Source organism: Salinispirillum sp. LH 10-3-1 (genome assembly GCF_030643825.1).
Classification (GTDB): domain Bacteria; phylum Pseudomonadota; class Gammaproteobacteria; order Pseudomonadales; family Natronospirillaceae; genus Salinispirillum.
The window spans coordinates 1,607,304-1,631,964 of the sequence record NZ_CP101717.1; the positions used below are offsets into that span (position 1 = coordinate 1,607,304).

Genomic DNA, 24,661 nt, shown 5'->3' on the forward strand with positions numbered 1-24,661 from the left:
TCAACTTCCCTATACTACGCGCCGGTTTAATTAAGTTGGCGTGTTATGTCCGTTGCTCCGTCCTGGCCTCAGGCCGAACAAATTCTCAACCAAGTTCAATGTCGAGATCGCCATCGTTTAGCGAGTACGTTGTCGCGCCTGAAAAAAGACGCTGACGCCGGGCATGACATCCTGACCGACTTCGAGCAATGGCTGGCAAAGGCCGAGCAAAGCCTGAATCACGTGCAAGAACGTCGACTCAATACGCCTATAGTAAACGTTGATACGCAATTGCCGGTAGGTGAACAAGCTGAGGCACTGCGCGCCGCCATTGAAGCCCACCAGGTGGTCATTGTGGCGGGTGAAACCGGCTCTGGTAAAACCACCCAGTTACCCAAGATATGCTTGCAAGCCGGACGTGGCACGTTGGGTTTGATTGGTCACACCCAACCGCGTCGTTTGGCGGCGCGGGCGGTGGCGACGCGCATCGCGGAAGAGCTGAAAGTGCCACTTGGCCAGCAGGTCGGCTTTCAGGTACGGTTCACCGACGATACGAGCCCGCGTACGCAAATCAAATTGATGACCGACGGCATTTTGCTCGCGGAAACGCAGAACGATCCCTTTTTAAATCGCTACGATACGATCATCATCGACGAAGCGCATGAGCGTTCGTTGAACATCGATTTCCTGTTGGGCTACATCAAACGCTTATTGCCGAAGCGCCCTGACCTGAAGGTTGTCATTACCTCGGCGACCATCGACGTAAACAGGTTCTCCGAGCATTTTGATGGCGCGCCGGTGTTTGAAGTGTCTGGCCGCACGTATCCGGTGGATGTGATGTATCGGCCACCGATCGAACACGACGATTATGCCGCCGGTGGGCCGGAGGCAATTGTTGCTGCCGTAGAGGAAATACTGGATATGGAGCGGGCAGGGCAGACCCACCAAAAAGGTGGTGATGTGCTGGTTTTCTTGCCCGGAGAACGCGATATCCGCGAAGCCGCTAAGGCCCTGCGCGATGCCGAGCTGCCACACCTCGACGTATTGCCGCTGTATGCGCGCCTGAGCGCTGCGGACCAGCAAAAGGTATTCAGCCCCGGTAAAGGGCGTCGTGTGGTGCTGGCGACCAACGTGGCGGAAACCTCCATCACGGTACCGGGTATCCATTATGTCGTGGACACCGGGGTAGCACGTATCAGTCGCTACAGTTACAAATCGAAAGTGCAGCGCTTGCCCATCGAGGCCATTTCTCAGGCCTCGGCGAATCAGCGCGCCGGTCGTTGTGGCCGTATCGCGCCCGGCTTATGCATTCGTTTGTATGCGGAAGACGAGTTTAGCCTGCGCCCGGAGTTTACCGACGCCGAGATTTTGCGTACGAATCTGGCCTCGGTCATTCTGCAAATGTTGCATCTGAAACTGGGTGCAGTCGACCAGTTTCCGTTCATCGACCCGCCAGATCACCGGCAAATCAAAGACGGTTATACGCTGTTGCATGAATTGCGCGCCGTAGACGAGCGCAATAGCCTGACGCCCTTGGGTCGACAACTGGCGCGTTTGCCGGTAGACCCGCGCTTGGCGCGAATGCTGTTGGAAGCGCACGAGCGTAATGTACTGAACGAAGCCTTGATTATTGTTGCGCTGCTGGCGGTGCAAGACCCTCGCGAGCGGCCGCAAGACAAACAAGCGCAAGCGCAGCAAAAGCACGCCGTCGATGTCGATAAAGAATCGGACTTCGTCACCATACTGAATTTATGGCAGCGCGTTGAAGAGCAGCGGCAAGCGCTGGGTGCGAATCAGTTCCGCCAGTTCTGCAAAAAGGAATACCTGAATTATCTTCGCCTGCGCGAATGGCGCGAGATTCATCGTCAATTGCACATCATGTGTAAGGACCTCAATCTGCGTTTCAACACCGAGACGGCCAACGGTGCAGATCTGCATCAGTCGTTGTTGTCTGGCATGCTCAGCCAGATCGCGCAGTGGAAAGAGGGCAAGGTCTATACTGCAGCGCGCGGTCGCCAATGCGTGGTGTTTCCGGGCTCGCCCCTGTACCGCAAGCCACCGCCGTGGTTGATGGCCGCCGAACTGGTGGAAACGTCCCAGTTGTACGCGCGCACCGTTGCCAAGATCGACCCCGGTTGGTGTGAAGCCTTGGCGCCGCATTTGCTGAAACGGGCTTACAGCGAGCCGCATTTTTCGGCCAAGCGTGCGCAAGTCATGGCGTGGGAAACAGTATCCCTGTACGGATTGATCATCGTGGGCAAGCGGTTGGTCAATTACGGTGCCGTAAACGCCGTGGAAAGCCGCGAGTTGTTCATTCGCCAAGGTTTGGTGGAAGGCCTGTACCGCACGCAAGCGCCTTTCTATCAACACAATCAAGCCTTGCTGCAAGAAGTAGAAACCCTGGAAGACAAAGCGCGGCGGCGGGATATTCGGGTCGACGACGAAGCCCTGTTCAGCTTCTACGACGGACGCATTCCCGATGGTATCGTGAATGGGAAAGGGTTTGAAAAGTGGCGCAAAGACGCCGAGAAAACCACGCCAGACTTGCTGTATTTTAACGCCGAAGACTTACGCCAACAGGACGATTTGCCGTCGCCACAGGCCTACCCGGACCATTTCCGCTTTAACGGTTTGGAAATACCGCTGCAATACAAGTTTGCACCGGGCCAGCAAGAAGACGGGATCACCGCTGTGGTGCCGGCCGTTGCCTTGCGTCAGTTAACCCCCGAACGGCTGGACTGGCTAGTGCCAGGACTGCTGGAAGACAAAGCCATTGCCTTGGTCAAAAGCCTGCCTAAGTCTATTCGCCGAGCCTTGGTGCCGGTGCCTGACACAGTGCGGCAAGCGTTGGATGGCGTGGAGGCCGACAACATCGCCTTAACAGAGGTATTGGCACAGCGACTGTTTCGCCTTAAAGGTGTACGCATTCAGCCGGAAGATTGGCAGCACGACAACATTGAGCAACACTTGAGGTTCAATATTCGGGTGGTGGACGAGGCCAGCAATACCTTGGCCGAAGGCCGTGACATCAGTGCTTTGTGGCAGCAGGTAACGGACGTTGATGTCCGGCCCAGTGCGCGCACAGTCACCGAGCTGGAACGTGACGGCCTGACTCGCTGGGATTTTGGCGACATACCCGCCACCTATGACCTCAAGCAAGCCGGTATGACGATCACCACCTATCCGGCGCTGGTTGATAAAGTGCATTCGGTGGCAATAGAGTTGTTTACTGATGCCGATTTCGCCGCGCAACAACACCGCCTTGGCGCGTTGCGCCTTGCGCGGTTGCACCTCGCGGAGCAAGAAAAATACCTCAGTACACGCTTGCCGAAATTCAAAGAAGCCGCGCTGTTCTTCGCTCCGCACGGACAAAGCCGCGACTTGTTGGAAGATCTGCTGGCAACCGCGGTGGCCGAAGCCGTAGTGGAGAATACCGAAGGTGCTTGTGAGCTGCGCACCGAAGCAGAATTCACGGCGGCGCTCGATCGGGGCAGGGCTGAGTTAACCGAAGTAGCTGAGCGGCTGAGTTTGGAGTTACACGGTATGATGGCTGCAGTGCACCAGATCGCCAAAGGCCTCAAGGGCAAGATTTCCTTTGCCTTAGCATTCGTGTATTCAGACATTAAAGCCCAGTTGGCACGTTTGGTTTTCCCCGGCTTTTTGCTCCAAACACCGCGCCCGCAACGGCATGAACTGGCACGCTATTTGGACGGCATGGTGTTGCGCATGAATCGCAGCAGCGGGGTGTCACCGCGCGAGCAAATGTACATTGATGAGCTGAATACGTTTTGGGAACGCTACGTTGCGAAGGCGGAAAAGCTGCGCAAAGAGCAACGATGCAGTGCCGAGTTAGAAACCTATCGATGGCAGATAGAAGAGTACCGGATATCGCTGTTTGCGCAGACGCTGGGGGCAAAAAGCCCCGTATCAGCGAAGCGCTTGGAAAAACTGTGGGAGGCGCTGCGCGCCTTGTGAGTTACCACGGCATTTGCATAAAAGAGCGCGCCAACGCTACGACAGCCAGTAGGATGAACAACACACCCATGGTTAAGTCCATGGGCTTCTGCACCCGGGCCATGAACGTCGACACCGTTTGACGGGTCAGAAACCATACCACTACGGTGTACCAGAGCCCGTCAATGGCGAAGGCCAAGCCAGCCAGCGGCCAAGGGTTAGCGACTTGTCCCACGAACGGACTGAAGATGGCGGTGAAGAAAATCCAAATTTTGGGATTAAACAAACCAATGGCCAGTGCGTGGTACCAGCGGGTGGCGGTGGGCCCGGCTAACGTTTCTCGATGCTGGTGCCCCGGCCGCCACGCCCACAACATGCTGACCCCCAAGTAGAGCAGCCAGAGCTGCCCCAACAAGCCAATCAACCAGAACCACGGACCACCCATCAGCCGCGCGCTGGCAAATACGACTAAGGTCAGCATGGCGTAGAAACCAATAGCGGCCGCGTGCGCCCACGCCCCGATCATCGCTTGTGTGCGTCCGCTGGTGCTGGCAATACGAGCGATCACCACCAAGCTCGGCCCCGGCGTGGAGGCCCCCAAAAAGCACACCAATGCCAGCGAAAACCATTCTATTGGACCCATCTCAGTTCCTTTTCAGCATACGATTAGAGAGATAGCGGTTTGTAACAGGAATGAGCACTCCACACCATACCACCTGTGTGATGTGGAGGCTCAACTGTTATCAGAAGTTGACGATCAAGCGCACTGCGTCTAGGTGCAGTTCCGCGTGTTGAATGGCTTCTGCGAGTGCGGCACGGTCTTCTTTCAGAGTCTCAAGGTCGACGCTGAAATCCTTGCCTGACACGGCTTGCAGGGCTTCTAGGCGGGCGATCTCACCGTCATAAAAGGTGTGACTCGATTCGGTCGCTTGCGCTTTCAATGTGGCCAGCTCAGGCTCGGCTTGTGCGCGTACCTTTTCCAGCAGTGTTGCTATCAGGGTGTTCTGCGATTTGATCACTTCCAACACCACATTTTTTTTGATGCGTTGCTGCAGATCACGCAGGTCCTTGTCGACGAAGTACTCCGTGATTGGCTGCGCTTCCTGATCGATCACCACTTGAAAAGACGCTTGCGGCAAGTAGCGACCAGCGGCGCGCGCCCGTGGGTGTTGCATGATGGGCATGAAGTGCGCAGCAACATAAAGGCTGCCTTTGGATAAATCTGGCTGGCTGATCAAGGTCACGCCAGCGGCACCTAGGTGACTGTCCTCCAGTGTTTCGAGCACAAAGTCTACCATGGGGTGCTCCCAAGTGATGAATTGGATGTCATCACGGCTGACAGCAACGGAGCGTCTGAACGTCACGCGCGTGCCTTCGTCGCCCATAAAGGGTAGGGAGTCGGTCAGCATGTTGGCGCTGGGTTGCAGGCTGAAAATACCTTGGCCTTCATCTTCGACATCAATGCCGAAGCTGTCCAGTGCCTCGATCATAAAGTCCTGTGGCGACAACTGACTCTCAAATTCAACGATCTGCTCCAGTAACTCTTGAGCTTCATGTCGATTGAAGGAGTGCCATTCCAAAAGGCGATTCTTGCCTGCGCGCAGACGCGCTGTCAGCTCTTGCGCCAGCGTCTGCACTGAGGTCAGCTCATTCTGGAACTCTGCCTCAGTCAGTGCATCCAAGTAGTCTAACTGCTGTGGTTGGTCGTCGGGAACCCGTTCCGACAGTACCGCCTGCCCGACGCCACAAGTCTGTTCAAAGGCGTTTAACCCAGCGTTATACCATTCGAACCAGCGCTCGCTGACGTGCTCAATGAAATAGGGCACATGAATCTGAATGGTATTGGTTTGGCCGATCCGATCCAAGCGACCAATACGCTGTTCCAAGAGATCAGGGTGGTTTGGCAGATCAAAACACACCAGATGATGCGCAAACTGAAAGTTTCGACCTTCACTGCCGATCTCTGAGCACACTAGAATCTGCGCCCCGTCGTCCAGGTCCGCAAAATAGGCCCCGGCCCGATCGCGCTCGATTAGGGTCATGTCTTCATGGAACTGGGCAGTACGCAAACCTTCGCGCAGCCGCAAGTGGCCTTCCAGTCCGGTAGCCGTGCGTAAGTTGTGGCAGATGACCAGCAGCTTTTCGTCGGTACTCTGGGCCAGTTTGACCAGCCACTCCACGCGTGGGTCATCTTCTGTCCACGCCAGTATACCGATTTCAGGGTAGGGTTTATCGAGTAAATAATCGCTGGGCAGTGGCAGCGCGGTAGCGTGCACTTGGCGCTCTGGAAAGCCTGCGATGCGATCGCGGGTATTGCGGTACTGAATGCGCCCGGTGCCCTGTACGTCGATTAAGTGATCAACCAGTAGTTGGATGTCCTTTTCGTCGGACGACTCGCGCGCCTGCGTCAGTAGCTTTTGGCTATAGGGGTCAGTACAGAACGCGTCCAGTGCGGTGCTTTGCAAGTCACTGTCCAGCCATTCGCCCAGTGCCGTGCTGAGAGCTTCCAGTTGTGTGTGCGTGCTTAAATACCGCGGTAGGTCATTAAAGTGCTGCGGGTCTAACAGTCGCAGGCGAGCAAAATGGCTTTCTACACCCAGTTGTTCTGGTGTGGCGGTCAACAGCAACAGCCCCGGAGTACTAGCGCTCAAGGTTTCAATCGCTTGATATTCAAGGCTAGGTGCTTCCTCTGACCAAGCAAGATGGTGTGCCTCATCGACAATCAATAGATCCCACTGACTGCGCGTTGCAAACTCAAGTGCGTTGCCATCTTGCCATAAGGAAACGGGGACCAGTACACGCTGTTCGTCGTCAAACGGATTGCCATCAGGGTTTTCTTCTAATGCTGCATCCAAGCGCGAATGATCAAAAATGCTGAAATGCATATTGAACTTGCGCAGCAGCTCAACCAACCACTGGTGCAGTAAATGGTCTGGCACGGTGATCAGTGTACGTTGTACACGGCCTTCAATCTCCAGCTTGTGCAGTATCAACCCAGCTTCTATGGTTTTGCCTAAGCCTACTTCATCACTTAATAAAATGCGGGGGATGCCGCCTTTGGTTGCTGCTTGGGCGAGATAATACTGGTGCGGCGTCAGTTGTATGCGGCCACCTAATAAGCCACGTATGGTCTGGCCTTGATACTCACTGTATTGCGCTCGCGCTTTTTGGCGCAATAGATACCAGTTAAGATGATCGACTTGGCCGGCCAGTAGACGCTTATCGGCGCTGTCGAGTTTCAGTTCGTGAGCCAGCAGCATTTCCGGTACCACATGCTCTTCGCCCGCATCATCCGCTACCAGATAAATGATACGATGCTGATTCACTTCGCCACCCTGGACCTTGCCACGCAAGCCGTCTGCGGTATTCAGAGCATCGCCTTTTTGCAACAAATAGCGCTGCAAAGGTGCCTGAGATTCGGCATAGGTGCGTACCTCATCTACCGCAGGGAAAGAAATAGTGATACGGCGATTGGCGACAGACTCTATAATACCCAAGCCGAGCTCAGGCTCTGTTTGTGAGAACCAGCGTTGTCCTGAAGCGAAAATCATGGTGTTATATGTCCTGTCTCTGGTCGATTACATTCATTAGTCTAGCCGATGTAGATGGCAGGGGGCGGGATTGTAGACATGCGAAACCAAATCAGCAAACCCAATTCAACGGTACCGACCGATTTTGAACGGCGTCAAATTGACCGCCAGGTGCAAAACTTCTTGCTGAATGTGGTGCCGGTTAACTATCGCGGACCCGGTGAAGTGCGCTTCAGTGCCGAACAGTGGACTGTTGAGTTGTTTGAAGTTCAGGCTCACCCTGTGCATCGGCAGCGTGGCGTTCGCTTACCGTTGGCGCTGTTGCGTAGCGATGGTCGCGGGCAGCCGTGGCAACTTTTCTTCCGCGGTGAGCAGGGTCATTGGCGTGAATATCCGGTCACGGACAAGCAACCCTTTTTGCGTTTAGAGGCAGCTTTAGCAGAGATAGAAAGTGACAAATATCGTGTCTTCTGGTGATAATATGACCACGTAGGGAGTATATCAAAGCTCTGTGCTCTGACTGGTTCCCATAAGCTCAACTATAATAATTACAGAACGGGCTTAGCTTAGGGCAAGTCTTATTGGAGTATCTGCATGCAACAAACAGGAAATGATCGCCGGATCGGTGATGTACTGGTTGAGAATGGACTCCTGACACCCGAGCAACTAAAAAAAGCGTTATCCCTTCAAAAAGCCTATGGTAATAACGCCAAAATCGGCGAAATTGTGGTCGATCAAGGCTGGGTCAGCCGACAGAGCCTGCTGCGCACCATGTCCTTAGAGTTTCATATTCCAATGGCGAAAGACGTGTTCTCACGCCGAGAATCTTTTCGGGCAGCAAAGGCTCCAGCCAAATCAAAACTAGCTGAGGCTATTCATCATCCTACGTCGGGACCCAATGCTGACGCTAAAGAATCCTTCAAGGACTCACCTCCTGTGCGTGAAAAAGCATTCAGTTACGCCGTTACGTCGTTGCGCAAGCTACGCTGGTTGTCACTGGAGAAGGACCCTGAGCATGAACTGGCTGAACTCCTAGATGACTGTTCATCAAATAATCCACCTGACGCAGACCAATTTCGCAAACGCACTACGGCATTGGCACCCTGGACGGAAAAACGCGACATAGCGGTCTTAACGAGCTGGTACGAAATCAAGAATCGCCAATACAGCAGTGCGCAAAACCGGCTGGGGCAATGGCCGGGTGATGAAAGTGCCGCACAGTTGTGGCTGGATGCAGGTGTTATGGCAGAAGACTACACAGAAGTTGTGCGTACTGTGAAGCTTTATTTGGAGCGTCCTAAACCACCGTTAAACTGGTACTTTATTCTGGCCTATTCACTGGATGAGTTGGGGATGATCGGGCCGGCTGTTGCGGTGTATCGTTACTACACCGAGCATGCGGATGAGGTTTCAGCCACCGGTCGTTACGCCTTGCAACGATTGAAAACGGTAGCACCCAGTTAGCGCGGTCTGGACGTAATTAGTGGCCTGAGCAACCCTTCTTGACCTTCGGTTTTTAGCAAGAGAACCAGCGCCATCTGTTGGCCAAGTTTACCCGGTGGAAAACCCTTGCGCGAAAACCATAATAGGTACTCTTCCGGTGTATCCACGAGAAATCTCCCTTGATACTTGCCAAATGGCATTCGTGCGTTGGCCGCTGCGGTGAGCAGTTCTGGTGTGAGGTCGGTCATGTAAATAATCCTTATACAATCCTTGGTGGATTCTTCAAATGAACTATAATACCTTGAATCACCAAACACTGATAAGTGAAGGTTCACCTTGATCAAGGCTATCCCCGTCAGTCAGCTGCGTGTAGGAATGTTTGTGTCGGAGCGTAATGCCGACTGGATTCCCGATAGCAACAAAACGAAATCAGGTTTAATCCTGCGGCAAGAAATTATCGATAAGATCAAGGCGCGTGGGATCGAGTACATCACCATCGATACCGCGAAAGGTGTGGATGTTGGGGACGATTCAGAGGTCGATGTTGCTTTAGCGCAGCAGGCTGAAAAAGTACCCAGCCAAAAAGCGGAAATCAAAGAGCGGCTAGAGAAAAAACGCGCCCAGATCATTGCGCAGCAGGAACAGTCTGGTGTTGCCGCACCCTCTGCATCGCTTGACGATGAGCGAACGAAGGCGAGCAAGATTCACAGCGAGGCGCTGAACTTGCTAAGCGATGTCATGTCTAAGGTGCAGGCGGGTGCTTCCATTGATATCGATCAAGTGGAGGATATCGCCGAGGATATTATCGCTTCCGTATACAGAAATGAAAACGCACTGGCTTGTATGTCACGTATTCGCGACAAAGATGCGTACTTGTTGGAGCACTCCCTTAATGTAGGTATTTTGCTCAGTATTCTGGGCAAGTCGATGGGCTTCGGCCACGACAGTATCCGCAAGCTGGCGGTGGGTGGCATGTTGCATGATGTGGGTAAGATTCAAGTGCCAGATGCCGTCTTGCATAAGCCAAGCAAACTGGAAGCCAGTGAATGGGAGGAGATGAAACGCCATGTTGTGTATGGTGAGCAATACTTGAAGGGCATGGGTCTCGACCCTGATGTGGTGAGTATCTGCGCGCAGCATCACGAGCGTTTAGATGGTACCGGTTACCCCAATGCATTGGCCGAGACGGATATCAGTTTGTTTGGCCGTATGGCGGCCGTCTGCGATGTGTACGACGCCATCACCGCTGATCGTGTCTATCACCAAGGCATGACACCTTCGGTAGCGATGAAGCGCTTGGTGGAATGGAGTGATCATCATCTGGATCGTAAGCTGGTGTACCAATTCATTCGTGCCATGAGTATTTATCCAGTCGGGACCGTCGTTGAACTTAATAGTGGACAACTTGGTATTGTGGTCACGCCAAACAGGGTTCGTCAAGCTGAGCCGGTGGTGCGTTTGATTTATAGCCTTAAGCACAAGCGCTTTTTGGAAGTGCAGGATGTAGACCTAGCAAAGCCGAGCAACGACCTAGAAATTGTGCGAGCCATTGATCCGGCTCGCTTATCCTTTGATCTGAAAATCATGGACTTTATGTAGGCTACTTTAATGGCGCTGAAGTAACTGCACGAGTGAGTCGCTCCATTGCCAGTTCAAACAAATCTGTACCACAGGCAAAGTTCAAGCGCAGAAACCCCGGGCAACCGAACGCGTCTCCATCACTCAGGCCCAAGCCGTGCGCTAGCATGTGCTCATAGGGGTTAACCGCCCAATCCCGACAATCCAACCAAGCCAAATGCGTCGCCGACGCAGGGCGATAGTGCACCGAAGTGCCTTTCAGCACAGTCGCCAGTTGATCGCGCTGTTGGCGCAGGTGTTGGAGTAAGGCCGCGTGCCAGTCATCACATCGAGTGAGCGCCGCTTCGGTCGCTACCAAAGCCAGTGCATTTACTTCCCCTGTTTCGTGGCTCAAAGTGTCTTTGAACGCAGCGCGCTGGTAGGCGTTAGGGATTATGGCAAAGGCGCAGGCCAATCCTGCAATATTGAAGGTTTTGCTGGCGGCCATCAGTGTGACACTGCGCTGAGTCAAGAGGGGCTGAGCACCTGCCGGGCAATGTTTGACCGATGTCTCTAAGATCAAGTCAGCGTGTATTTCGTCGGAGCACACCATCACGTCATGCTGGTCACAGAGCGCTGCCAGGCGTGTTATGTCGTCTTGGCGCCACACAGTGCCTTCCGGGTTCATTGGGTTACACAGATGCAACAGTCGTGTCTCAGGGGCGCTTAAAGCGCTTTCTAGCGCGTTCCAGTCGGTTCGCCAGACATCATTCTCAAGTACCGAACCAATTAATGTCTGCCCGTGTCCGTATTTTTCTGTGACGTTGCGCAGAGGCGGGTAGTTTGGGGTTTGGATTACGGTCTGGCTCGTTGCCGATCCCCAAAGCTTTTGTGCAGCGTTAAAGCCCTGGACAACACCAGGTAGCCACACTAACCACGATGGATCAGCGGCCCAGCCGTGCTGCCGTTCCAGCCAGGCGCAGACAGCTTGCTGCAGGCTTGGCCAAGCCTTGGTGTAGCCGAAATGACCGCGTGCCACGCGCGCTTGAAGGGCTTCGATGACGGGTTGCGGAGAGGCTAAATCCATATCGGCCACCCACATCGGTATGACATCCTGGCCAGCATAACGCCGCCACTTGTCAGCGTGATCTTCCAAGCGAGGGACACTTTGTGAGAACATGCGCGCCAGATCGGCGTCGTGAATGCTGTACATGGTATACTGCTTCCTTTGGTTACCGTAGTTTCGAAGCATGCAGAGCCTAGGCGATAAAATCAAGCTTGGGTAGACAGCACAGGACTCATTGATCACGTCACTGCCACTCGTTAAACGTCAAACCGGAAATCACCATGCTCAGCTATGAAGACCGTTTTAATGGTGTTGCCAGACTCTATGGCGACCAAGCCTTGCAAGCCTTTCGGCACGCACACGTGGCGGTGATCGGTGTGGGCGGCGTGGGGTCTTGGAGTGTTGAAGCATTGGCGCGGTCGGGCATCGGCGAACTGACGCTGTTTGATTTGGATGACGTGTGTGTGTCGAATACCAACAGGCAATTGCATACCTTAGGCAGCACTATTGGACAGTTCAAAGTCGATGTGTTGGCCGAACGCTGTCGCGATATAAATCCTGATATCATTGTGCATACGCGGCAGACCTTTATAACCGTCGATAATCTGGCGGAGCAGGGGCTGGACAAGCTGTCGTTTGTGATTGATGCGATCGACAGCGTGAAGGTCAAGGTGGCCCTTATTCATTATTGCCGTCGGCACAAGATTCCGTTCGTCACCACAGGGGGTGCTGGCGGGCAGATTGACCCTACGCGAGTGCAGGTGGTTGATCTGGCGAAAACCATACAAGACCCCTTGGCGGCCCGAGTGCGCTCGGAGCTGCGTAAACAACATGGTTACACCAAGGGCGGAAAGTCGATGGGTGTGCCCTGTGTGTTCTCTGATGAACCCCTGGTTTACCCGCAAGAAGATGGCACCGTGTGTGCCACGAAAAACCTGAGCGGAGGTACGCGGATGAATTGCGCTGGTGGTTTCGGTGCTGCCATGGCGGTGACCGCGACCTTTGGTATGGTGGCCGCCAGTGCAGCGCTGAAACGACTGTCGGCGAGCGTGTAGCTATGGCGGTGTGTTTACACCCGCCATTAGTGGTCATTAAACAATGGTCGGTAGGGGCTTTCGGGGCATGCCTCCGGCGCTCAACGGCAGGCCGGGAATGCACGCCTTGAGGCATACGCCCTACGCCCACACCTTGTCTACAGCTCTGCAGTCGATTGGGAGGCTGGCGCCCGCCCTGCGGACTAATCTGGATAGAGTTTCTTAATACGATCGTTTTTGCTCGATTTCGAGCGCACTGGTTTGCTGTCTTGCCAGCCGGTCAATAACGCCTCCCAGCGCGTACTGAGTAAGCGTTGCTCGGCTTCACTGCCAGTATCTGCACCATAGTGCAGCGCTTGGGTATCTCGCACTAGGGCGGCAAAATTCGGCTTCTGGTGGCGTGCGCTGACGGCATCCACATCAGGCCATCCATCCGATGCAAATTGTTTTGCCAGTGTATTCAACAACGTACCCCACTGTTGGCTGTGCGCTAACTCAATCAAGGGCTGACGCCAGTCGGGCCCTTTCGCGCGCAGCTTATGCCGATTCTCGGGTTCTTTGTTGGCAACACTGGCCGCGGGCTCCGAGTTGGATCGCTGGGGCAGCCGGCGGCGCGGTCGCCAGCGCAGTCGATGGCGTAGGGAGATCAGCCAAGGCTGGCCGGGTCGATTGAGCAAATACCAGAGCAGTGCACCATTCAATATGAATAAAATCATCAGCAACCAATACAGGCGCGAGGGCCCGCGGCTTATTGCTTCGTCTAGGGAGGGCAGTGTTGTCTGTGCGGTCGGCGCATCCTGCGTCAGCGGCAAGGTGGCAGGCCCGACTACCCGGATGGTGCGAGCGGGCAGTTGAGCCCAGCGTAATTGGTCATTGTCGAGATCCCACCATGGAATACGAATTTCCGGCAGTTCATATTCCCCGGATTGGCCAAACAAGTAGGACGCACGCTCTTGCCGCACACTGCGGCGCTGTCCGTTCGTAATCTGCTGTTGAGTATCCGGTAGGCTGGGGTAGGCACGCACCCCACTGGGTAAGTTCTGGTTGCTTAATAGTTCTGGCAGACGATGGCGAGCTGGCCCGGTTGCTGCGAGGTTGGCCGTGCGCGTAATCTGGTGGCCGCTCGGCACACTCAAACTGTCCTCACTCCATTGTTCCGTCAGCGTAAGATCGCGCGCGGGCAGCCAGCGAGCGTTTGCCGGAAAGCTGTCAGGTATAGGCTTTACTTGTAAGGGTATGGGGTCACTTTGCAGGCCATTGATGGTTTGTGCCGGGGCCCATGCATTTTGGCGGTAGGTTCCGTTGAAGGTAAAGGCAGGCAGCTCGACAGTGCCTGGCTGTGTCGGTGTGTACAGATAATGAAAGCGGGTGTAGCGGTATTCCTGGCCGTTGCGCTGGGTAATGCCGTTCATGCGCTCACCCAGCTGCTCCCACTCTGCATTTTCCGGTGATACGTCCGCAAAGGTACCATTAACGTTCACAGTGTACAGGAGCTCAAGCGTGACTACGGTGGATTGGCCCACATAGAGTTCATGTTCGTTGACTTCTACGTCAAGTTGCACCATCTGACGTTGCTGTGAGCGCTGTTGTGGGCTCATTTCCAAAACGGTAATGGCAATAGGCCGGGTTTGTTCGTTACCAACGGTGAGGGCCGGTATTTCCAGACGGCCCGTCTTGCGCGGTGCTAACTGCAGTTCCCATTCAAGAAATGTATTACGGACGCCACTGAATGAGGTGCTGGATGTCATGTGCGACTGCGACAATACCCGAAAGTCTGTCAGCAATGGTGCCAAGTCTATTTCGCTGTTCTCGGCGCGGGTGCGGATACGCAGCACTAGCGTATCGCCTTCAACCAAGGTGGTTTTATTGACGTTTGCTAATACGCTGGCTTGTGCCTCAATGGGCATGGCCAGCCATGCCACCAGGCACAGCGTCAAGCAGGTGCGTAACAGAGACAATGGGTTCACCATAACGGCCCCTCACGATCATACATGCTGGGATCACTCTCATACTCAAAGCGGAATTTGCGCTGTAAGAACAGGTTGTCGGCGGGTGGTAACCGGCCACGAATGTCTTCATCCAAACCGCTATCAAAGTCCTGCTGGGCGCGCTCCTGCTGAGACGCCGCATCGTCTTGTGGTGGGACCTCAGGTGCTTCACTGGAGCTGAGCTCGGTAGCGCCTTCAGCCAGGTCAGAGCCATCGTCGTCACTGCCAGCACCGGCATCACTGGGGTCGTCGCCGGGCTCACTGGGTCCGTCCGAAGGCTCATCATCGCCGGACGACTCTTGTTGTGGTGGCGGTTGAGCTAGAAAGCGCTCAAGCAAGGCTCGGTTGTGCTCTGCTTCAGCGAAATCCGGAGCCTGCTGGCTTGCTGTTTCGAAGGCAGCCATGGCCTCCTCAAAGAGGCCTTGATTTACCAAGGCATGACCAAGGTTGTAGGTGGCCAAGGGGTCATCGAGTGGTTCTAAAATGGCGAGCGCACGCTCGTATTGATTAGCCTGCAGCGCCGCATAGCCTTGCCATTCAGGGGAAAGAAATAAATCCATTGCCTGCTCGGGATTCGTTGGCAATAGCTCTGCAGCGCGTTGATCCTGACTGAGAAACAGGTCACGTAGGCCGCTGGCTTCCACGGGGGGGCTCCAGAGCGCACCAATGCTGAGCGCGGTTAATCCATACAAGGCACCTCGGCGCCACCAGAGTAATAAGCCGGGTAGAGCCAGCAAGAGCAAATAAGGGCCGTAGTCACGGTACTGCACACGCTCTCCAGCCGCATAGGCGGCATTGGAAAGTACGGGAGGCAGCACTTGATTGAGATCGTGATTGTCAACACTGACCGGTTGCCAGCGCACGTTGCTGGCCTGCGCCAAACGCGCGATCTCTTGGGTGTCTACGGGTGGAATCAGCAATTGCCCGTTATCGAGGCGCAAGGGTGACCCGTCAGGCAGGAGCACGGGTGCACCTTCGCGCGTACCGACCACAATGATGCCCAGGCGCTGCTGGCGTGCAATATCGGGTAAGCGTGCGCGCTGAGCGGCGGTGAGGTCGTCGGTAAACCATAAAATATCGCCAGCGTTGTCACCCAGCAGTTCAGTGGCAATGTTCATGGCTGCAACCGCGTGGCTGCCGAGCACCGGCATGATAAAAGGGTCTAGCTGCAACAAGAAGTTGTTCAGCGCTTTATGGTCGGTGGTTATCGGCGACACCATGTGGGCGGTGCCGGAATAGGCCACCAAGCCCGCCGGACGCTCAGGGTGTTCCGACAACCAGTCTTGTATTTTTTGTTGGGCACGGACATGGCGGCTTGGGCTGATGTCGTCACTCGCCATGCTTAATGATTGATCCAAGACAAACACCACCGGGCGCTCCAGGCTGTACACCGGCAATGTCGACCGAGAGGCTGGGCCTGCTAGCGCAAAGACCAAAACGAACAACGATAGCCAGGGTAAAATGCGCTGCGTACGCTGCCAAGGTCCCCTTGACTGGACCGTTAAAGCACGCAAAAGATCAGCGTCAATCCAGCGCTGCCAAGGGGTAAGGCCTGTGCCCGAACGCCAGAGTAGAAAAGATAACAGCGGGAGCCAAGCGATTAACCATTCCGGCCGCAAGAGCGTCATGACGATGCCCTCCGGCCCGACAATACTTGCGTTTGGAGCGTCGATAAAGCCGCGACCAGAGCCAGCAAAAGCAGACTGAACGCCGCCGGTAGGTGAAAAAGCTCGCGTCGTGGACTCAGTGTCTCATCGCCAGCAATAGTGGGCTCAAGCCTGTCGATGGTGCGGTAAATGTCTTGTAACTGCGCAGTGGATTCGGCACGAAAGTATCGCCCACCGGTCTGCTCGGCTACTGCAATTAACGTTGGCTCATCGAGGTCAGCCGCTGACAACCCGGATGGGTTCAGTAAATTGCCATCGCGGCTCGGCCCAAGACCAAAGCCAATGCTGTGGATACGCACGCCATAGTCCGCAGCCCAGGCAGCGGCTTCCAGTGGGGTGATATTGCCTTCGTTCTGCGCGCCGTCTGACAACAGCACCAGAACGCGTTCACCGTCTTGCGGTTGGTTATCAACCAGATGGGCGATACCAATGGCTAAGCCTTCCCCAAGAGCCGTGCGGTTACCCGCCATGCCAATGCGCATGTCGTCGACCATTGCGGCAACAATGTTGAGATCAGGCGTAACTGGCAAAACCAAATACGCCTGGGTGCCAAATACCGCTAGACCTAATTGGTCTCCAGTGCGTGACGCAATGAATTCGTGCAGAACCACTTTCAAGGCATCGAGTCGATTAGCACGACGGCCATTCAGAATCATGTCTGCAATGCTCATGCTTTGTGACAAGTCCACCACCAACATCACTTGCCGTCCAGAGAGCGGCTGTTGTGTGCTGTCACCGGGCACGGTAGGGCGCATGAGAGCCAATACCAATAAAACCCAAGCGACGGTCAGTAAAAAAGTGCGCACACCCAGTGTTGAGGCAGGCGCGCGACGGACGGCGCGCCGCCATAATATGGCATGCGGTAAGCGAATGGCATCATTGCGTGCGCCCCCTAGGAAGCGACGCACTGCCCACGCAGCCGGCAACAGCAGTATCAGCCATGGCCAGGCGAATGTAAGGTCAGACAACGCTTGCATAGGGTATGTAATACCTCGGTTGTGGTTTCGTTTTCCAGCGTTTTCAACGCGGCGGATGGCTGGTAGCTCTGCAACAGCAGGTGACGCACGGTACTGATCATTCTCTCGTCGGGAGAATCCGGTAGTGCAACGAGCTGTGCCTGTAACTCGTGTATAAAGTGCTCCGGCGGTAAGGTCGTATCAATGCCCAGCCCGTCACGAGCCAATTGGCGTATCCACTGGTTGAGCGCGCCGCTGTGCGCCGAGGCGTGCAGAACGTTCTGTTCAAGCGCTTGGCGATAGAGGCGACGCCAACGCCACACCTGCGGCCAGCGCCACCAAGGCCAACGACGGCTGAGGTAAACCAGCGCTACCATCAGCACTATCAGAATCAAACCAAAAAGCATAAGCCAGCCGGGACCAGGCGGCCAAGCCGACAAGTGGTCAGGTGCAATCGGCGGGGCCAGTTGGCTCAGCAGGTTATCCTGCATTGGGCAGCACCTCCTGATCAAGCCAATGCCATTCGCTGGGGTCCTGTGTGGTATCAATACGGACCCAACGATGCCGCTGCGGGTCGAGTTCATCGCGCAGTTCGCTCAGCCAGCGTGTCCGGCTGTCGTGGTAACGCTGCTGTACCGTGCGGTCTGAGGTGAGCCATTGCAGGCGTCGGCCACTCAGGACGGGGTAGCGGCCTGAATCTGGCAGCGCGGTTTCTAGCGGATCAGTCACCTGAATAAAGGTCGTAGGGTAGCCATGCAGCGAGGCAATCAACGCATCCCAAGGGTAAGGCGGCATAAAGTCACCCATCAACACAATCGCTTGCTGGCGGCGAATGAACCCCTGGAGTTGCTCAGTGAAATGACGAAACGCGTCCAGTGACACTGTAGGTGCTTGGTCTGAAGTTATAGGCTGGCTATGATCCGCCCATGCACTGAGTTGCTGCAAAAGCCCACCAACGTGGCGTGCCGGTTCGGACCAAAAGCTACCATGTGGGGAGAGCACTGCGCTGCCGATGGAGTCATGCAGGGACTGGCGTTGCCACGCCAGTTGGGTGATGGCGTCTAACGCTCGCACCGATTTAAACGCCTGTCGACTACCAAAATACATACTGGGTGTTAGGAGAATTAGCATCAACCAAGGCAGTTCATGCTCAACATCATACACCTTGGTAAAGGTTTCATTGGAACGGGCAGATATCCGCCAATGAATATGACGAATATCGTCACCGGGCTGATAGTGGCGTACTTCGCTGATTTGCATGCCCGCGCCGGTGAGCCGACTTTCATGCGCGCCGACTTGCAAAGCGAGGCCTTTCTGCAGGCCAGCGCCCGGCGGGCGGCGCAGCGCTGCCAATTGATCGAGTGTCACGCTGGTGCCGGTCAGCATGTCAGCTGACCGCCACGCTCTGAATCAATCGTGCGACCACTTGGTTCGGTGTGATGCCGTTCGCCAGGGCGCGGTAGTGCACGCTGATCCGATGTTGATAGACCCAAGGTAAGGCCCGCTGCACCAAGTCTGGCGTGACGTAGTTTTGGCCTTTCAGCCACGCCAAAGCGCGACTGACATGCTCCAAGGCGATGGTGGCGCGTGGGCTGATGCCCGACTGAATCCAGTTTGCCAGTTCATCGTCGTACAGGCCAGGCCGACGCGTGGCGTCCGCGAGGTGCACAAGATAATCCTCAATCGCCGGGGCAACATGCACCTGGTTAACCTCATTACGCGCCGCCAAAACATTTGCTTCAGTCAGTGGCTGCCAGTCCGCTGGTGGCTGAATGCTGTCGCCACCGCGGGTTAAGCGTAGAATGCGCCGCTCCGTCTCTACATCAGGAAAGCTCAGTTTCACTTGGAGTAGAAAACGGTCGAGCTGTGCTTCTGGTAACGGGTATGTGCCTTCCTGTTCCAGTGGGTTCTGGGTGGCAATGACCATGAACAGTTCCGGCAGCGGTCGCGTGGTACGGCCTACGGATACCTGGCGTTCCGACATGGCCTCCAACAGTGCGGCCTGTACCTTGGCCGGGGCCCGGTTGATCTCGTCGGCCAAAACCAAATTGGCAAATACCGGCCCGGGTTGAAATTCAAAGACTTGCTGGTCAGGGCGATAGATTTCGGACCCCGTTACATCACTGGGGATCAGGTCCGGCGTAAATTGCACGCGTTGAAAATCCGCCTGGATACCTTGAGCCAGCGCTTTGACAGCGCGAGTTTTAGCGAGTCCAGGTGTGCCTTCTATCAATAGATGACCGTCTGTCAGCAGGCTGATGATCAGCGCTTCCACTAAGTCTGGTTGGCCTAGAATCTGGCCGGATAGAAATTGTTTCAGATCGTCGAATCGTACTCGAGTGCTCATACTTCTTATTGTCGATATGATGACACTGCATTCTTTCTATCTTTACGTCTCGCTGTCAACCGCAGAAGTTCGTTGTCAGTCGCCGTTTACCGGGTTTTTTCACGCGTCGGGCGATTGCTCGCAATTCGATAATTGACGTGCTTTGGTCTTTACGCCACTAACAACAAATTTGCGACAAAAAAGAGGGAAGTAGTGGAGAAAATTCACAGGTGGGCTAGATTACTAGCATGTTTCAACTTATCTAATAACAATCCAAGGAACTTTGCCCGATGGCTTCCAGTAGAACGGCTGCTCAACAAGACCTGACCCAATTGTTAACTGAACGCCTGCAACCTCATGTGGCGGCACCACAAAAGAAACTGCTTGCGCATTTCATTCACTGTCTCTATGACCACGCTTCACGGCTGGACATGGAGGCCTATGAATTAACCGATCTGGCTGGTCTTACCGTCAGCGCATGGCGCCATGTCTCAAAGTGGGATGGCAGCGCAGCCAAGGTGCAGGTGTTCAATCCTAATGTTGAAGAGCATGAGTGGCAAAGTTCGCATACCGCTGTATTGATTTTAACCCGTGACCTTCCGTTTACGGTCGACTCGGTGCGCATCGCACTGAATCGCATGGGCGTGAACATCCATAACCTGTTTCACGCAGACTACTGTGCGCAGCGCGATAAAAGCGGTGATTTAAACGATTTCACCGAGCAGCCGACTGAGCACAATGAGTTGATGATGTATTTCGAAGTCGATCATCGCTCCGACTCTAAGCAGCGCCGTGAAATCGAACGCGAGTTGTTGCAAGTCATTGCTGACGTGCAACTGGCGGTGGATGACTTTAAAAACATCACTGACGCGGCACGTACGGCACAAAAAGATATTCAGACGTTGGCGAAGGCGGGGATGTCGCAAGAAGACATCGACGAAGCCAATGTCTTTTTAGATTGGCTCACCAACGATCATTTTACATTCCTGGGTTACGACGAATACGTCGTCGACAAAGGGGTTGTTAAGCCGGTTGCCAATTCGGCGTTGGGCTTGTTCCGCAAAGCACGTGGTGCGAAAGCAGAGTCGGTAACCGAAATGGAAGCCCAGTTGGCTGCCGCCAATGACGCCAGCATCATTGCATTCGCCAAGTCCGGTCGTCGCGCTACTGTTCATCGTCCTGCCTACAACGATTACGTGATCGTTCGACAGTTCGATAGCAAAGGCAATGTGATTGGTGGCCGTCGCTTCTTAGGCTTGTATACCTCATCGGTTTACAACGATTCACCACGGTCCATTCCGATCATTCGCAAGAAAATCAAAACAGTATTGGCCGCGTCAAAGTACGTTGACGGTAGTCATAACTACAAAGAGCTGGCGCAAATTCTGCACACCTTCCCGCGGGACGAGCTGATTCTGTCCACCGTTGACGAGTTACTGAAAACCACGCGTTCAGTGCTGTCGATTCAAGAGCGGAAGCAGATTCGTGTATTTGTGCGCGAGGATGTGTACGGCCAGTTTGTAACGGCGCTGGTTTACCTGCCACGGGAGATCTTCAATACCGAAATTCGCATGCACATTCACGATGTGTTGGCCGAGTATATGGCGGTTGAAGGCTCTGACTTCACCAATTACCTCAGCGAATCCGTGTTGGCCCGTATTCGTTACGTCTTTAAGCTTGAAAAGCCATTGAAGAAAAGTCTTGATGTCGCCGAAATCGAACGCAAAGTTGTGGCCTTGGCGCGCCAGTGGACCGATGAATTGCAGGCGTCTCTGGTCGAGGCGTCCGGTGAAGAAAAAGGCATGGCGTATTACGCCGCGTATCGTGACGCTTTCCCATCGTCTTACCGTGAAGAATACTCGGCGCGGGTGGCGGTGGCCGATGTTCAGCGCATGGAGTCATTGTTTGAAGACCCCGATAACCAGTTAACGCTGAGCTTCTACCTGAGTCAGGAGCCTTCTGGTAGCAGTCTCAAGTTGAAGATTTTCCATCAGGCTTCGGAATTGATGCTGTCCGACTTGGTGCCTGTGCTGGAAAACCTCGGATTGCGTGCAGTGGAAGAAATTCCATACGAAATTCGCCGCAGCGATGGTCAGTGTGTCTACGTGTACGATTTCACCTTGATCTACGAAGCCGATCCTGAACTCGACCCGGCCAGTCTGCGTGACATCTTCCACGATGCCTTCGTGAACATCTGGTACGGGCGAGCTGAGAATGATCTGTATAACCAGATGATTTTGGGCTCTAAGCTGACGTGGCGTGAAGTGGCCATGTTGCGCGCCTACGCGCGTTACATGAAGCAAATTCGGTTTGGTTTTAGCCAAGAGTACATTGCGCATACCCTGATTCAGCACTCTCGTCTCACCGAGACGCTGACGTTCTTGTTCTCTTCGCGTTTTAACCCCGTACGCAAGAAGCGCGCTGAGTTGCAGGAGAAATACATTGCCAAAATGGAAGAAGGGCTGGAGCAGGTGCAAAACCTGAACGAAGACCGCATTTTGCGTAAGTACATGGAACTGATCCTAGCGACGTTGCGCACCAACTTTTATCAGGAAGATAGCACCACCAAAGCACGCAAGTCGTACTTCAGCTTCAAGCTGAACCCCAGCTTGATCAACGACATGCCTTTGCCGCGTCCGAAGTTTGAAATCTTCGTCTATTCACCACGCGTAGAAGGTGTCCACCTGCGTGGTGGCAAGGTAGCCCGTGGTGGTCTGCGTTGGTCGGATCGTATAGAAGACTTTCGTACCGAAGTACTGGGTCTGGTGAAAGCGCAGCAGGTAAAGAACGCTGTCATCGTGCCGGTGGGTGCAAAAGGCGGCTTTGTCGCCAAGCAGTTGCCGACCAATGGTGACCGTGACGCCATGCTGCAGGAAGGTATTGCCTGTTATAAGACGTTCATTCAAGGCTTGCTGGACATCACCGACAACCTGGGTCAAGGCGAAGTATTGCCACCGAAGGACGTGATTCGTCACGACGAAGACGACCCCTACTTGGTTGTCGCGGCGGATAAAGGTACTGCAACGTTCTCGGATATCGCGAACGAAGTGGCCGGTAAGTACGACTTCTGGTTGGGCGATGCCTTTGCTTCTGGTGGCTCCAACGGTTACGACCATAAGAAAATGGGTATCACAGCACGTGGTGCCTGGGTCAGCGTGCAGCGCCATTTCAAAGAAATGGGCATCAACGTGCAAGAAGAGCCCATTACAGTGGTGGGTATTGGTGACATGGCCGGTGACGTGTTCGGTAACGGCTTGTTGCGCTCGAAGAGCGTGAAACTGGTTGCGGCGTTCAACCACATGCACATCTTCTTGGACCCTGATCCAGATCCGGCGGCGACCTTTGCCGAGCGTCAGCGCTTGTTTGATCTGCCACGTTCGTCGTGGGAAGACTACAACACCAAGTTGATCTCCAAAGGCGGCGGTATCTTTAATCGCAGCGCCAAGTCGATCAAGTTGACGCCAGAGATCAAGAAACTGCTGTCTGTATCAAAAGACCAGATGACGCCCACAGAGTTGATCCACAATATTCTTAAAGCGCCAGTGGACTTGATTTGGAACGGGGGTATCGGCACCTATGCGAAAGCCAGCACCGAGTCACACGCCGATGTAGGCGACAAGGCTAATGATGCATTGCGCGTCGACGCGAAAGACTTGCGCTGCAAAGTCATCGGTGAGGGCGGTAACCTGGGTTTCACGCAGTTATCGCGAGTTGAGTTCGGCCTGAAAGGCGGCCGTTGCTACACCGATTTCATCGATAACGCGGGCGGTGTGGATTGTTCGGACCACGAGGTCAACATCAAGATCCTGCTCGATGAGTTGGTGAAGAGTGGTGACCTGACCGGTAAGCATCGTAACCAGTGGATGCTGAAGATGACCGAGGAAGTCGGTGATCAGGTATTGGCGAATAACTACAAGCAGACGCAAGCGATCAGCTTGGCGGCGCGCGAAGCAGCCCATCGTGTGGAGGAATACCGTCGTCAGATCAACGCCTTCGAAGCCGCTGGCAAGTTGAACCGTGCGCTGGAATACCTACCCGACGACGAGATGATTTCCGATCGTAAGGCGTCAGGCCAAGGTTTGGTCATGCCGGAACTGGCGATTTTGATCAGTTACAGCAAGGGTGACCTGAAAGAAGCGTTGATCAAACAAAAAGCCGGTGATGACCCGTACTTGGTGAATGAAGTGTACGGCGCTTTCCCAGCTACCCTGGTGAAAGAGTTCGGCAAGCACATCAAGAACCATCGTCTGAAAGGCGAGATCGTGGCAACCCAGGTGGCCAATGATTTGTTCAACCACATGGGCATCAACTTTGTGCATCGCTTGAGCGAGAGCACAGGTGCCAGCGAGCTGGACATCGCGCGAGCCTATGTGGCGGCTCGTGACATCTTCGACCTGAAGGGGCTTTGGGCGCAGATTGAAGCCTTGGACTACAAGGTCGATGGCAAGTTGCAGCAGGCGATGATGGCACGTACAGCACGTATGGTGCGTCGTGCAACTCGGGCACTGATCAAGGCGAATCGCCTGAACTTTGATGTGGCTGCGGTGGTGAAGCGTTTTAAAGACCCAGTGGCTGCCTTTGCGACCGACATTCCGAAGTATTTGCACGGTGAAATGGCGCAAAACTTCAATGACGCCGTGAAGGAGTATCAGGCTGCCGGTGTCGACGCCAAGTTGGCGCACCAGGTTGCGGTATCGGATCACCTCTACCATGCCTTGGGTATCATAGGCGCGGCGACGGATCTCAATGTGCCGGTGAATCGTGTCGCTGAAGCCTTCTTTATCCTGGGTGAGCGTTTGTCGTTGAACCAGTTTGCGGGCCAGTTGAACAATCTGTCGGTCAGCACTCATTGGCAGGCGATGGCGCGCGAAGCCCTGCGTGATGATCTGGAATGGCAGCAGCAACGTTTGACGCAAAGTGTGTTAAACGTGCAAGGCAAAGAGTCCTTGGGGCAGCTGCTGGATCAGTGGAGCGAAACGCACCGCTTGCTGGTGGATCGTTGGTTGCGCATCGTACGTGAGATTCTGGCGACGACCGATCCAGAGTTCAGCATGTACAGTGTTGCGATTCGTGAGCTGGTGGATCTGTCGCAAGCGACCTCGATGGCAAGCTAACATTGCATGAAAATGCAAGGGCGGCGATACTTAACGAATTCGTTATT

Annotated in this window: 16 protein-coding genes; 6 read left to right on the top strand and 10 right to left on the bottom strand. The window is 54.6% G+C overall.

Annotated elements, in window-relative coordinates; translation table 11 throughout:
- Positions 1-45 precede the first annotated feature (45 nt).
- Complete coding sequence (gene hrpA, locus NFC81_RS07100) at positions 46-3,954, top strand: ATP-dependent RNA helicase HrpA (protein ID WP_304996832.1); 3,909 nt, start codon at positions 46-48, stop codon at positions 3,952-3,954.
- Position 3,955: 1 nt separating this feature from the next.
- Here hrpA and NFC81_RS07105 read toward each other — a convergent pair whose 3' ends face one another.
- Both NFC81_RS07105 and rapA read right to left on the bottom strand, forming a co-directional pair.
- Positions 3,956-4,576: a LysE family transporter gene (locus tag NFC81_RS07105; RefSeq protein ID WP_304996833.1), complete on the bottom strand. Its 621-nt coding sequence runs from the start codon at positions 4,574-4,576 to the stop codon at positions 3,956-3,958.
- A gap of 100 nt (positions 4,577-4,676) precedes the next feature.
- Positions 4,677-7,484 (bottom strand): RNA polymerase-associated protein RapA, encoded by a 2,808-nt coding sequence (gene rapA, locus NFC81_RS07110; protein ID WP_304996834.1) that lies wholly within the window; start codon positions 7,482-7,484, stop codon positions 4,677-4,679.
- A gap of 78 nt (positions 7,485-7,562) precedes the next feature.
- Between rapA and NFC81_RS07115 the strand changes: the two genes are divergently transcribed.
- Positions 7,563-7,940 (top strand): DUF3024 domain-containing protein, encoded by a 378-nt coding sequence (locus NFC81_RS07115; RefSeq protein ID WP_304996835.1) that lies wholly within the window; start codon positions 7,563-7,565, stop codon positions 7,938-7,940.
- 117 nt (positions 7,941-8,057) lie between these two features.
- Positions 8,058-8,927 (top strand): hypothetical protein, encoded by an 870-nt coding sequence (locus NFC81_RS07120; RefSeq protein ID WP_304996836.1) that lies wholly within the window; start codon positions 8,058-8,060, stop codon positions 8,925-8,927.
- Here NFC81_RS07120 and NFC81_RS07125 read toward each other — a convergent pair.
- Positions 8,924-9,154, bottom strand: a complete 231-nt coding sequence (locus tag NFC81_RS07125) for a DUF3820 family protein (RefSeq protein ID WP_304996837.1) — start codon at positions 9,152-9,154, stop codon at positions 8,924-8,926. The two genes, NFC81_RS07120 and NFC81_RS07125, sit on opposite strands and share 4 nt — an antisense overlap.
- An 88-nt stretch (positions 9,155-9,242) precedes the next feature.
- Between NFC81_RS07125 and NFC81_RS07130 the strand changes: the two genes are divergently transcribed.
- Positions 9,243-10,505, top strand: coding sequence for an HD-GYP domain-containing protein (locus tag NFC81_RS07130; protein ID WP_304996838.1), 1,263 nt, complete (start codon positions 9,243-9,245; stop codon positions 10,503-10,505).
- 1 nt (position 10,506) lies between these two features.
- Here NFC81_RS07130 and NFC81_RS07135 read toward each other — a convergent pair whose 3' ends face one another.
- Complete coding sequence (locus NFC81_RS07135; RefSeq protein WP_304996839.1) at positions 10,507-11,676, bottom strand: PatB family C-S lyase; 1,170 nt, start codon at positions 11,674-11,676, stop codon at positions 10,507-10,509.
- Between the two features lie 134 nt (positions 11,677-11,810).
- On the opposite strand from NFC81_RS07135, the gene tcdA reads away from it, so the two are divergent.
- On the top strand, positions 11,811-12,584 hold the full coding sequence (gene tcdA / locus NFC81_RS07140; protein WP_304996840.1) for a tRNA cyclic N6-threonylcarbamoyladenosine(37) synthase TcdA: 774 nt from the start codon (positions 11,811-11,813) through the stop codon (positions 12,582-12,584).
- Between the two features lie 182 nt (positions 12,585-12,766).
- Here tcdA and NFC81_RS07145 read toward each other — a convergent pair whose 3' ends face one another.
- Genes NFC81_RS07145 through NFC81_RS07170 form a run of 6 tightly spaced genes read right to left on the bottom strand, consistent with a single transcriptional unit; the run spans position 12,767 to position 19,521 of the window.
- The gene (locus tag NFC81_RS07145; protein WP_304996841.1) at positions 12,767-14,533 is read right to left on the bottom strand and encodes a BatD family protein; all 1,767 of its coding nucleotides are present in this window, start codon (positions 14,531-14,533) and stop codon (positions 12,767-12,769) included.
- Positions 14,527-16,179 carry a VWA domain-containing protein gene (locus tag NFC81_RS07150; RefSeq protein WP_304996842.1) on the bottom strand — a complete coding sequence of 551 codons (1,653 nt, stop codon included), beginning with the start codon at positions 16,177-16,179 and terminating at the stop codon, positions 14,527-14,529. The genes NFC81_RS07145 and NFC81_RS07150 overlap by 7 nt, the downstream gene beginning before the upstream one ends.
- Entirely contained in the window at positions 16,176-17,195 is a 1,020-nt protein-coding gene (locus NFC81_RS07155; protein ID WP_304996843.1) for a VWA domain-containing protein, read from the bottom strand. The genes NFC81_RS07150 and NFC81_RS07155 overlap by 4 nt, the downstream gene beginning before the upstream one ends.
- Complete coding sequence (locus NFC81_RS07160; protein WP_304996844.1) at positions 17,153-17,665, bottom strand: DUF4381 domain-containing protein; 513 nt, start codon at positions 17,663-17,665, stop codon at positions 17,153-17,155. The genes NFC81_RS07155 and NFC81_RS07160 overlap by 43 nt, the downstream gene beginning before the upstream one ends.
- Complete coding sequence (locus NFC81_RS07165; RefSeq protein WP_304996845.1) at positions 17,655-18,560, bottom strand: DUF58 domain-containing protein; 906 nt, start codon at positions 18,558-18,560, stop codon at positions 17,655-17,657. Before NFC81_RS07165 ends, NFC81_RS07160 begins: the two co-directional genes overlap by 11 nt.
- 1 nt (position 18,561) lies before the next feature.
- Positions 18,562-19,521, bottom strand: a complete 960-nt coding sequence (locus NFC81_RS07170) for an AAA family ATPase (RefSeq protein ID WP_304996846.1) — start codon at positions 19,519-19,521, stop codon at positions 18,562-18,564.
- A 269-nt stretch (positions 19,522-19,790) separates the two neighbouring features.
- Here NFC81_RS07170 and NFC81_RS07175 point away from each other — a divergent pair, with 269 nt between their 5' ends.
- A complete protein-coding gene (locus NFC81_RS07175; protein ID WP_304996847.1) occupies positions 19,791-24,614 on the top strand; it encodes an NAD-glutamate dehydrogenase in 4,824 nt (1,607 codons plus the stop codon).
- The last annotated feature ends 47 nt before the right edge of the window (positions 24,615-24,661 follow it).